General features: G+C 41.5%; 8 protein-coding genes. All 8 read right to left on the bottom strand.

What is annotated here, in order from left to right; genetic code table 11:
• Positions 1-423: 423 nt before the first annotated feature.
• Positions 424-1431: an HlyD family secretion protein gene (locus tag ACFILT_RS08495; protein WP_375611727.1), complete on the bottom strand. Its 1008-nt coding sequence runs from the start codon at positions 1429-1431 to the stop codon at positions 424-426.
• A 32-nt stretch (positions 1432-1463) separates the two neighbouring features.
• Entirely contained in the window at positions 1464-3092 is a 1629-nt protein-coding gene (locus tag ACFILT_RS08490) for an MFS transporter (protein ID WP_375613177.1), read from the bottom strand.
• Positions 3093-3115: 23 nt separating this feature from the next.
• Positions 3116-3532, bottom strand: coding sequence for an ATP synthase F1 subunit epsilon (gene atpC / locus ACFILT_RS08485; RefSeq protein ID WP_375678364.1), 417 nt, complete (start codon positions 3530-3532; stop codon positions 3116-3118).
• Between the two features lie 109 nt (positions 3533-3641).
• Positions 3642-5267: a F0F1 ATP synthase subunit beta gene (gene atpD, locus ACFILT_RS08480; protein ID WP_375613176.1), complete on the bottom strand. Its 1626-nt coding sequence runs from the start codon at positions 5265-5267 to the stop codon at positions 3642-3644.
• A 19-nt stretch (positions 5268-5286) separates the two neighbouring features.
• Complete coding sequence (locus ACFILT_RS08475; protein ID WP_375628700.1) at positions 5287-6198, bottom strand: F0F1 ATP synthase subunit gamma; 912 nt, start codon at positions 6196-6198, stop codon at positions 5287-5289.
• A gap of 20 nt (positions 6199-6218) precedes the next feature.
• Positions 6219-7754, bottom strand: a complete 1536-nt coding sequence (gene atpA, locus ACFILT_RS08470; protein WP_273790513.1) for a F0F1 ATP synthase subunit alpha — start codon at positions 7752-7754, stop codon at positions 6219-6221.
• Positions 7754-8335, bottom strand: a complete 582-nt coding sequence (gene atpH, locus ACFILT_RS08465; protein WP_375678363.1) for an ATP synthase F1 subunit delta — start codon at positions 8333-8335, stop codon at positions 7754-7756. The genes atpA and atpH overlap by 1 nt, the downstream gene beginning before the upstream one ends.
• A 1028-nt stretch (positions 8336-9363) precedes the next feature.
• Entirely contained in the window at positions 9364-11559 is a 2196-nt protein-coding gene (locus ACFILT_RS08460) for a primosomal protein N' (protein WP_375678362.1), read from the bottom strand.
• Between the last annotated feature and the right edge of the window lie 1140 nt (positions 11560-12699).

The raw sequence follows: 12699 nt of genomic DNA, 5'->3' as shown, positions 1-12699 counted from the left end.
CATTTTTATGGTTTACAAAATATAAACTTTACGTCTTTCTCCTAACTTTACGCCCTCACCCAAAAGGATAAGTTTCCCATCCGACCCAGTCTATAATCCAATTTTTTATCTGGCTTCCCCCTACCCCCATCTTCCAAACATGCGGTGACACCACACCTCAAAGGACAGTGTTGTGCAAAACCACAAGCAAAGCTTCCAATACTCCACCCCCCCTACTGAGTTAGTTCAAAAGAAATGGAAGTGAGTAAAGATGCATGCGCTTTAATATTCTAAGGAACATTATTTTACATCATGACATAAAAGTATAAGAAGCCTAAGAGCTTTAAAACATGTAGTATAGCAAACCAAACGAAATCTTCCAATGTAAACAACCACTTGCTATAAGTAAATGACGCAAAAATTAAACTGAAAAAACCCAAAATTTCATCCTCCAGAATCGACTCGCTGCGAAGTATCTACATAGGTAACCACGGACATGCCAGGAATGAGTTTTTCAATCCCTTCCTGCCCAGGATCTAAAGCAATCCGTACTGAAATACGTTGCGCAATTTTGATAAAATTACCAATTGTCGTATCCGTTTTTAACAATGAAAATTCTGAGCCTGTAGCAGGTGCAAAACGAACCACACGCCCTGTTAACTTTTTGTTGTTCAATGCATCAACAGAAAAAACAACCGGTTGTCCCACACGCATCTGAGAAAGTTGCGTTTCCTTATAATTAGCAATAATCCAAATATCATCAGAAATAACAGAGACCAATTGTGTCCCTGGCATAACATATTGCCCTACCCGCGCTCCAACTAATCCAATATAGCCTGTTCGAGGAGATAAAATCTTTGTGTGATCGAGATTAAGTTTTGCCAACTCAACACTCACCTTCGCTCCCGCAATTTCTGACTGTAAACTTTGCCGTTCAAGATCCAATTGTTTTTGCAATTGGCGTTTTGTTTCGAGAGCTGTCAAGAGTTGTGAAAGAGGACGAGAAACAGAACTTGCCGCATCACCAAAACCTAACTTTTTACTATCTGGAACAACATTGGAAAATGCTCGTGAACGCGCCAATTCCACCTCTGCTGTATTAATTTCGCCCTGCAAAAGCTGTGCTTGTAATTCAATACTTGCCAGTTTTGCATTTTTTGAATCGAGAACAGCCTGTGCCCGTGCAAGCTGCTGCCGAAAAAGAGAATCATCGAGCTCAAAAAGCAGCATTCCCTTTTCAACGCGTTGATAATCTTGCACATAAATCCGTGCGATTACCCCAGAGATCTGTGAACTAACCAGAGTAACATTGCCCTTAATAGAAGCATTATCCGTTATTTGAATGTTACTCACAAAAGGAGGAAGTCTCCAAGCCCACAAAATCAGCAAAACACCCGTAATGCCCGATAGGAATGCAACAATCGTAGCTTTTGACCGTAATTTTTTTATCATTTTTTTTGCACCCCTCTTTTTATGACATTACTCTACTTTTCTAATGCACGCAAAGAGCATGACTTAACAATCATTGTGGCAAGAAAAATAACGAATACAACCATTGAAATATAAAAATAAAGCCGAAAAACGTCATCATAAGCAAAAATATTTGCTGTTAACTTAAATTTCTCTATCAACATAGAAGTACCCTGCTCACTTCTCAAGCCATTGGGAACAGAAACACCATAAGAAGGCGAAAATAAAGTATTCATCTCACCAGAAATAAGCGGATCAGTAATAATAATATTTTGTGTTAAGGACTCAAAGTTCTTATGGGCAAAATAAAACTGAAGGCTGCCAAAAAAAGCCGACCCCATCAATCCCCCTGTCACTTGCGTTAGCAAAAAAACAGCAATAAAACTTAAAACGTAACGCGGTCCTCGCTCACCAGCGATCACAAACCCTTTGAAAAGAGCAGGAGGCAAAAAAAGTGCATAACTAAAACTCACCAACCCTTGGCTCAACATCATATCTTGTGGACGCGTTAAATGGTTTACATGACTATCTAAATAAGCTCCTAACGCCAAACAACCCAAAGACAACAAATAAAAATAATCCTCACGCCCCGCCCGTAAAAAAAAGACACAAACAGCCCCCCCTAACAGAATCCCTAATGTCACCGCAAGATACATGGGCGCCATCTCACGATTGAGCAAACCAAAAAGATTAAAAAACCCTACGGGCAAATTTGACCGCTCCAATAAAAAAACATGAAAAATAAATAAAATAAAAACAGATTGGACCATTTCTTTACTGAAAATCCAACGGAGATCAATCAACGGTTTTTCTCTATTAAGCTCAATAATAATAGCAATAGCCAACGAGAAAATAGCAAGTGCGAGCCCCCAACCAATCCATGGTGCTTCATACCACCAATACAATATGCCAACAGACATGATCACAGCATTTAATCCAAGACCAAGAGCAATCAAACCATAGCTTATCCAATCTAATTTTTGAATAACCTTACTACGCACAACAGGAGTAAGAGGCAAAGTATAGATACAGACCAAGCTGATAAGAACCAACCCCATTTCCAGAGCGGAAAGACTGGAAAAACCACCATTTTCCAGCAAATCAGGAGAAATCAAACGTGATAAAGGTGCCGCTAAAGCCGCATTCATATAATTCAAACTAAGACCAACAGTAAACTTCTTTGCTGGAGCAAAAGCCTCCATCATATAAAGCAGCGCAAGCGAAGCCAAAGGAGCAGCAGCAATCCCAGCAAAAAAGCGAATAATCAATGCAGAACGCAAATCCGTAACAAAGAGCTGCAACACGCAAACCAAAACAAAGCCAAGAATTGATAATTCAGCAAAAGCGCGCAGCCCAAATTGATAGCGGATTTTGATCAACATAATCGCTACACTCACATTTGGCGCCATATAAGCCGCTACCAGCCATGTCGTCTCGGCCAAAGTTGCATGAAAATCACCCGTAAGATGGACAATGTTAGACTGAACAATATTAGCCCCTAAACCATAAGCCCATTGCAAAATAAGAGAAGCAAAAATATAAACAAAGCACTTTGGCAAAGGTCCCGCAAAGACACGACCAGGATGAGGAAAAGGTTTTGCACTCCTTTTAGCAGACACAACCGTACTCTTTTTTCCGCTCATGTCATCTTTTCCTGTATACTCTGCTACGCTTCTATCAACACAGCACCATCAGCTGACAACTGCTGGAAAAAAGCCTCTATTTTATGATTGTCCTCATCACTTGTCCCTCCTTCTAACGTCGCTTGAATCTGCAAAATCTGCTGTTCTAATACATCAAAAGAAAGATTCTCTACAGCCACAACGTGCTCTACCAATAAAGAGCAGCCTGAAAAGGTAATATTTGCAACACCCCCGCATACAACAAATAATTTTTCACCCACAGAGGTGCGAACACGAACACTGCCCAACACAATACTTGCCACCAATGGCGCATGATGCGCCATAACTGTCAAATAACCTGAGGCTGAAGGAAGAACAACAGACACTACCTGCTCTGAAAACACAATTTTTTCAGGCGATACAAGCTCAAATAAAAAACGCTCTTCTCTATTGTTTTCCACAAAAGTCTCCACAATACCCGATATAAGGACTCTCCGTTTTCTCCAACGACTCGTCCTTTGTTAACGAAAAATACCCATGACAGTTTTCTCTTGAATAAGAAGCTTCCTACTAAGAAGCCTCTGCCATGAGACGCTTTCCTTTTTCAAGTGCTTCATCAATCGAACCAACCATATAAAAAGCAGCTTCTGGTAAATCATCGTAATCGCCAGCACAAAGCCCCTTAAAGCCTTTGATTGTCTCTTCCAAAGGAACGAGTTTCCCCGGCGAACCAGTAAAGGCTTCCGCAACATGGAAAGGTTGCGAAAGGAAACGTTCAATTTTACGTGCCCGCCCCACCAGCAATTTGTCATCTTCAGAAAGTTCATCCATTCCAAGAATAGCAATAATATCCTGAAGCGCTCTATAACGTTGTAAAATGGTTTGCACTTGACAAGCAACAGTGTAATGCTCTTCCCCCACAATCAATGGATCCAACATACGCGAGAAAGAATCAAGCGGATCAACCGCTGGATAAATCCCCTTTTCCGCAATAGAGCGCGAAAGAACAGTTGTTGCATCCAAATGAGCAAAAGACGCTGCCGGCGCCGGATCCGTCAAGTCATCTGCCGGAACATAAATTGCCTGAACGGAAGTAATAGAGCCTGTTTTTGTACTGGTAATACGTTCTTGCAACGCCCCCATATCCGTTGCCAAAGTCGGCTGATACCCAACAGCAGAAGGAATACGCCCTAAAAGAGCAGATACCTCAGCTCCTGCTTGCGTGAAACGGAAAATATTATCCACAAAGAAGAGAACATCTTGTCCTTCATCACGGAAACTTTCTGCAATTGTCAATCCTGAAAGAGCCACACGCGCACGCGCTCCTGGTGGTTCATTCATTTGCCCGTAAACAAGGGCACACTTTGACCCTTCCGTTGAACCATTATTCTCTTTTGGATTCACATTCACGCGGCTTTCGATCATTTCATAATAAAGATCATTTCCTTCACGTGTACGTTCTCCCACACCAGCAAATACAGAATAGCCACCATGTGCCTTTGCAATATTGTTTATAAGCTCCATAATGAGAACGGTTTTTCCAACACCAGCACCACCAAACAAGCCAATTTTACCCCCTTTAGAATAAGGGGCTAACAAATCCACGACTTTAATACCGGTTACGAGAATTTCCGAAACAGTCGATTGTTCAACATATTCAGGTGCCTCTTGGTGAATAGAACGTGTTTTGGTTGAAGCGATTGGTCCCACATTATCCACCGGTTCCCCAATCACATTCATAATACGTCCCAACGTTGCTTCTCCTACAGGAACGCTAATTTGTGTGCCTGTATCCACAACCTTTTGGCCCCGCATCAAACCATCAGTCGTATCCATAGCAATCGTACGTACGGTATTTTCACCCAAATGCTGCGCAACTTCTAATACCAAGCGATTGCCTAAATTCTCTGTTTCCAAAGCGTTGAGAATTTTTGGCAATTCACCTTCAAATTGCACATCAACGACAGCACCAATAATCTGCTTGATTTCACCAACAGCGCCTTTTGCATGCTCTTCTTTTTTTGCGGATGTATCTTTTTTTACAGGTGTATCTTTAGCTGCATCACGCGCAGGTACAGAGGAAGCCTTTACATCCACTTGAGATTTCGAAGCGGCTTTTTTCACGCTGGAACGAGCAGCTGGTTTCTTTTTTTCACCTTTTTCTGTTCCTTTGCTTGAGGTTACTGCTTTTACCATCAATCCTTACCTTCTCCATTTAAAGCGCCTCAGCGCCCGCAATAATTTCGATCAATTCTGTCGTAATCTGTGCTTGACGTTGACGATTATAAGCCACCGTCAATTTACTAATCATTTCACCCGCATTGCGCGATGCATTATCCATAGCTGTCATCTTGGCGCCCATTTCACCAGCAACATTTTCTAGCAAAGCCCGAAAGATTTGCACCGAAAGATTACGTGGTACAAGGGCCTCTAAAAGAGACGCAGCATCAGGTTCATATTCATAAACAATCGATTGTGAACCTTTGTTATGATCGGTTTGCTCCACAATATCTATTGCCCCAACAGCTGCTTTTGGAGCAACCATTGGAATCAAATCCAAAGCTGTTGGACGCTGATTAATTACGGAAACAAATTCAGAATAAAACAGCGTACAAACATCGAAAGCGCCTTCATTGAATAAATCAACAATCCGTTGACTAATCATCACTGCTTCTGCAAAACCAATTCGCTTTACAGCATGCAAATCGATATGATCAATTATCAAGCCTTTGTAATCACGCGATAAAATATCCGCGCCTTTTTTACCCACAGTGATAATTTTTACTATTTTATCAGCCGCCAACAATGCCTTAATCTGTTCACGTGCACGACGAGCAATTTGCACGTTAAAAGCACCACACAAACCGCGCTCAGCAGTACACACCACCAAAAGATGTACATCATCGCGCCCCGTACCACGCATAAGAGTAGGCGCATCAACACCATCTACATCAGCAGCAACACTGGTCAAAATATCAGCCATTCTCTTCGCATAAGGGCGTGCAGACTGCGCTGCCTCTTGAGCACGATGCAACCTTGCCGCTGCAACCATTTGCATAGCTTTGGTAATCTTTTGTGTTGCTTTAACCGAAGCGATACGGTCTCTAAGATCTTTTAGTGAAGCCATTCAAGCATTCCATCAATTCATCACGAGAAATTTTTCGCATAAGTATCAAGAACAGTTATCAACTTATCTTTCAGCTCATCTGTTATTTGCTTTTGCTCAGCAATTGCCTTTAAGAGATCTTGATAATCACTACGCAAAAGCACTAAAAGCCCCTGCTCAAACCGCGCAACATCAGAAACCGCCAAAGCATCAAGATAGCCATTCACACCCGCGAAAATAACCACCACCTGTTCTTCTGTTTTGAGCGGAGAAAATTGCGGCTGCTTCAACAGCTCTGTCAAACGCGCACCCCGATTTAACAGACGCTGGGTTGACGCATCCAAATCAGAGCCAAACTGCGCAAAAGCTGCCATTTCACGATATTGCGCCAATTCACCTTTAATCGAGCCAGCAACTTGCTTCATTGCCTTAATTTGTGCAGCAGAACCAACACGCGATACAGAAAGACCAACATTTACAGCAGGACGAATTCCTTGATAAAACAAATTAGTCTCTAGAAAAATTTGCCCATCAGTAATCGAAATCACATTTGTAGGAATATAGGCAGAAACATCATTTGCTTGCGTTTCAATAACCGGCAAAGCTGTCAACGACCCAGATCCATTTTCCGCATTCAACTTCGCAGCCCGCTCTAAAAGACGCGAATGCAGATAGAAAACATCTCCCGGATAAGCTTCACGACCTGGAGGACGACGCAATAAAAGAGACATTTGACGATACGCCACCGCCTGTTTTGATAAGTCATCATAACCAATCAAAGCATGTTGCCCATTATCACGGAAATACTCACCCATAGCACACCCAGCAAGAGGTGCAATAAATTGCAGTGGTGCTGGATCAGAAGCAGTCGCTGCAACAATAATAGAATATTCCAGCGCTCCACGTTCTTCTAAAACTTTAACGAACTGTGCCACCGTCGAACGCTTTTGACCGATAGCCACATAAATACAATAAACTTTATCTTGCTCTCGTCCAGCCCCTTTTTCATGAAAAGGTTTTTGGTTTAAAAATGTATCGAGCAAAATTGCTGTTTTTCCTGTTTGGCGATCACCAATCACCAATTCACGCTGCCCCCGTCCAATAGGGATGAGTGCGTCAATCGCTTTCAAGCCGGTCGACATCGGTTCATGGACAGACTGACGCGGAATAATTCCAGGAGCCTTAACATCGACACGACGACGCTCTGTTGCTTTAATGGGCCCCTTACCATCGATAGGGTTTCCCAACGCATCAACCACACGCCCAAGCAAAGCGGGACCCACAGGAACATCGACGATAGCGCCTAGCCGCTTTACACAATCACCTTCACGAATATCACGATCTGAGCCAAAAATGACCACACCAACATTATCAACTTCCAAATTGAGTGCCATACCACGCACACCATTTGGAAAGGCGACCATTTCCCCTGCTTGGACATTATCCAAACCATAAACGCGAGCAATACCATCCCCTACAGAGAGAACCCAACCAATTTCTGAAACCTCAGCCTTTTGGTCAAAGTTTTTGATTTGCTCTTTTAGAATTTTTGAAATTTCAGATGGTCTAATATCCATCAGCTGACCTCTTTTTTCAATGCAAGCTTAAGTGAAGACAATTTTGTGAGAAGAGACGTATCAATTTGAGACGACCCCACACGAACGATTAATCCACCAAGAATTGTTGGATCCACAATGATGTGCAGCAAGACTTTTCCTCCAACAACACCTTCCAAAGCCTCACACAACTCTTGTCTTTGTTGAGAATTTAAGGGGCACGCAGAAACAATTTGCGCAGTAACCTGCCTACGAGCGCGTGCAACACAATGCTGAAAAGCACGTAAAATACCAAATACGGCACTAAGCCTACGGTTTATTGCAATAACGCGTAAAAAATTACCAATGACCTGCCCTGCGTTTTTATCAGCAAATTTGATGTTTGCACAAACAGATTGCATCACCTTAATTTGCTCTTTAACTGAAAAGAATGGACTAAGCACAAAGCGTTTTAAATCCTTATGCTCCAAAACAAGCAAAAGATCCTCTACTGCCTTTTCAACCTTTTCAACGTTTCCGGCTTCTTGAACGCAATCAAAAAGCGCTTGCGCATAGCGTTGATCTACCAACGGCAGCGGTATGAGAGAAAATGAATCCGACACGAAATACCGCCTCTTTCCCTTGAGCGACTCTCTGATAGTTATCAGATGAAATGAAACAGACATTCTCAATCTTAAGAATCTTTATTCTTAAAACCTAGAACAAAAACCACTTGGTTTCTAGCATAGACATAGCCGACTCGCAACACCACAAATCGCTGCTTTTTAAAAATTTTAATAAAATATTCAAAATATTTTTGAAAAGCATTTTTTTTAGATATACAGGATGGCATCACAGTTTTTTATGCCTCTTTTTGACATTCTCTGAGCGATTTTTGCACTCTCTTTGATTTTTCTTCAAATGCCCTTGCCACCATAACAAAACACTTCTTCTCTAAAAAACACTCCCTTTATCACCACAAGACCTTTAATGAGATGCAGCTGCGATTGAAAAAGTCTATTATTTCAAACTGATAAGAAAGAAAAAAACAATGAATATCCTCCTAAAAATTAAAGAAAACATTGCTCTTTTTTCTTCAAATACCCACTCCTTTTAAAAAATTTCACCAAGTAATATTTTCTTGTAAGCACACTCTTTAAATATACAAAACTTTGATTTATAATGATAATATATCATTTTTCATCCGGATAAGCTTCAAATATCGACAAATTCTCTCTTTTCAAATTTTTTTATCAAAATCACGCCCTTCATTAAGCCCGCGTAGCTTCACTTTATATGGCACTATATTGCACTGATTTTAGAAGAAGCATAGATCAATATCAATTTGAACTCGAATAGAATTGGGTATTTTGGGTGTATAGCTAAGCATTTTCAGCCCTTATAAAAAGAATCCGCCTATCAAAAGAATACTGTCCATCATACAAAAAAGAAGTAAAAGCCGAAATGATAGCGCCCTTGAAAGAAGAGAAGCGCTTCTGCTGGTTCTATCACAAAGATATTTTTTCCCGTGGCTCTACTTAATGCAATGGACATGTATCATATTTTGCTGCTTGGATGCTTGTTCTGAATAATATAAGAGTTCAAGTAAAGCACCTTAAGCAAAGAGATCTTCACTTATGCGATACTGGTTTTAGAAAAAACTTTGCGGATCAATATCAATTTGAACCCGAACGGAACTGGGCATTTTAGGTGTACCGCTAAGCATTGCACGTATAAACCCTTGTATATCAAAAGAACGCTGTCCTTGCAGCAAAAGCCGAAAACGATAACGCCCCCGAACCAAAGCCAAAGGCGCTTCTGCTGGTCCCATAACCGAGATATTTTTTTCCCGTGGCGCTGCCTGACGCAATGCGCGCGCATAATGTTCTGCTGCTTGGCGCTGTTGTGCAGACACGATCAAAGAGGCAAGCCGCCCATAGGGGGGCAAATGATAATGCTGACGTGCTGCAATCTCACGTGTGTAAAAATCTTCTGGCTGGCATGCAAGTAAGGCTTTGATGACCGGATGATCTGGTTGATAAGTTTGCAATAATCCTAAACTTTTCAATCCCACACGCCCTGCTCTTCCGGTAACTTGAGAAAGTAGCTGATAGGTACGTTCACTTGCGCGTAAATCGCCATTGGCAAGACCAAGATCAGCATCAATAACACCAACCAGAGAGAGCTTGGGAAAATGATGTCCTTTAGCGACCAGCTGTGTTCCAATAATAATGTCCACATCGCCATTGGCAATGGCTTGTAATTCGCTTCGCAACTGCCCAATCCCTCCTTTGAGATCTGTTGAAAGGATCAATGATCGCGCTTGAGGAAAAAGCATTTGTGTTTCTTCGGCAATCCTTTCCACACCTGGTCCGCAAGCCACAAGATGATCTAAGGTTCCGCATTCAGGACAGGCTTCAGGAAGTGGTTCATGATATCCACAATGATGACATTTCAGTTGCCCTTGCGCACGATGTTCGACCAACCAACTTGAACAATCGGTACAATGAAAACGATGTCCGCAAATTCGGCATAAAGTCAAAGGTGCATAACCACGACGATTAAGAAAAAGAAGAGCTTGTTCGCCCTTATCAAGCGTTTGTTTTAAAGCCCTTTCAAGAGCACAGGAAATAAAGCGCCCCTTTTGCACCCCCCCTTGGCGCATATCAACCACCCGCAACTGTGGAAGTGCAACTTCTTTAAAACGGGAAGGTAAATGCACCTTTTGATAACGCCCTTTTAAAACATTGGCTTGGCTTTCAATCGACGGTGTGGCTGAAGATAAAATAACAGGAAAACGCTCAAAAGAGCCTCGTGCAACAGCCATATCACGCGCATGATAAAAAATGCGCTCTTCTTGTTTATAAGCGCTATCATGTTCTTCATCGACAACAATCAAGCCAAGCTTAGGAAAGGGAAGAAAAAGCGCCGAACGAGCCCCAGCCACAACACGCACCCGCCCTTCTGCGACTTGCCGCCAGACGCGTTCTCTACGACGTGGCGTCAAATCAGAATGCCATTCTGCTGCAGCAGCGCCAAAGCGCGCATAAAAACGATCTAAAAACTGCTGAGTTAAAGCAATTTCCGGCAACAAAATTAAAACCTGCTTGCCTCCTTTGAAGGCTTGAGCAACCGCTTCAAAATAAACCTCTGTCTTTCCAGACCCAGTCACACCATCAAGCAAAAAAACTTGAAACTGAGAAGATAAAACACCTTCCCGCAACATTGTTGCTGCTTCATTTTGCGCTCCCTGCAACTGAGGGGGACAAAAATCAGGATCAGGCATGCCCACAAGATCAGGAGCAGGAACCTTAACATCTTCAAAAATTCCTAGCGCTTTTAAACCTTCAACAACAGAAGCCGAAGTTCCAGCCGCATGTGCCAGACCAGAACGTGTCCATATCTTCTCACTGCGCACCAATTCCAAAACCCGTGACCGCGCTGGTGTGAGACGTTCTACATTTCCACCACAATATCGCAAACCCAGCATCTGCGCTTCCGGCTCTAAAGCAGCCGGTACAGACAAAACCAATCGTGCAACAAGACCAAAAGGCGCCATTGTATAGCGACTAACAAAACGCAAAAATGTGATCATTTCTGCCTTTAATGGGGGACAATCAAAAACATGAAGCAGAGAGCGTAATTTTTCACGCGCCACCGAAGCAGACTTTTGCCCATCGGCTGTCTGCTCTCCAACATCCACAACAAAACCGCAAAGCTCACGCCCCATCACCGGAACCCGAACAAAGGAACCAACGTTCACCTCCATAAAAGATGGAACTTTATAACTATAAGCATGAGCAACAGGAAGAGGAACCAATACGGATACAATCTTTTCCTCTATCATGTTTGAATTCATCTTTTAAACCAATCTACGACCTATTGAGCACCAACAAGTCTAAACCTTAATCTTTAAACACTCTTATAAAATTCATTGCAGGATTCAATCCCCCCGATCACAACACTTTTCTAACAAAAATTCTTTTTAACACGCATTCCATCACCAAAGTGCCAATAAAAGGACCAATCTCATCGTCTATAACAAAAAACTCTATAGCAAAAAAAAACAGCACCATTCTTCTGTGCAAATAAAGCGCATCACTATTAAGCATTCAACATGATATCGTAAGTGCGTCCTTTAACAAAGCGATCCCATAGTATGACTTTTTTCCAATGCACACTTTTATTTTTTTACCGCCTCATATCTCAATTTATCTTCAACAAACTGATTTATAAAGATATAATCATTATTCTACCTATTGTAATAAAAACCCTCAATACGATAATTTTTTTCATTTCAAACCCATTGAGGAACATTTGTAAATCCTTATTGATGAAAAAGTATCCATGATTTTAATTATAGGGAGAATAATATTGCAAATGGAGCCGTTACAATATTCACCTTGGCTTTGTGCCAAAACGTGAAAACACGTGTATACATCTTTCAGCTTGATTGAGAATCAAGCAACAATACAAGCAGCACAAAAGCGTATTTTTGAAGAATGGGGAAAACAGAATAAATCAATGTAATTGACCATAAAAAAACCCTTCATGCGTAAAATTTTACAGGCGTTCTTCAACAGTGTTTTACGACAAAATAAATCCATCCGCTTTCATCAAAAACAAAGTTAAACATACCCCCTAAAAAAGGAAGGTATCTTATGATGCACTCTCAAATATCAAGAGCAATGGCAAATAGGAAATAAACAAAGTGTTTGATAATGCTAGCTTATTTCCATAAATATAAAAACACCGCTACGCAAAGATTCCAATACGCAAAAATGTTGGTACGCAATGAATTCTATGCCTTATCACGAGTAACACTATAAAATGGGTGTGGAAACGATAAATCATATTTCTTTACCGAAAACGGGTACATGATTAACACCATAGCATTCTTGTTCTTTACACAGATATTAATTCTTTCTCTTGCTTTTGCAGTCAACAATAGCGCATAACAAAAAATAGGATAAAGCTAAAAAAAAGA

This window comes from Bartonella sp. AP7XZML (assembly GCF_042195745.1).
Lineage (GTDB): Bacteria > Pseudomonadota > Alphaproteobacteria > Rhizobiales > Rhizobiaceae > Bartonella.
The sequence above is the reverse complement of the archived record's forward strand: the minus strand, read 5'-3'. Positions and strand labels throughout refer to the sequence as shown.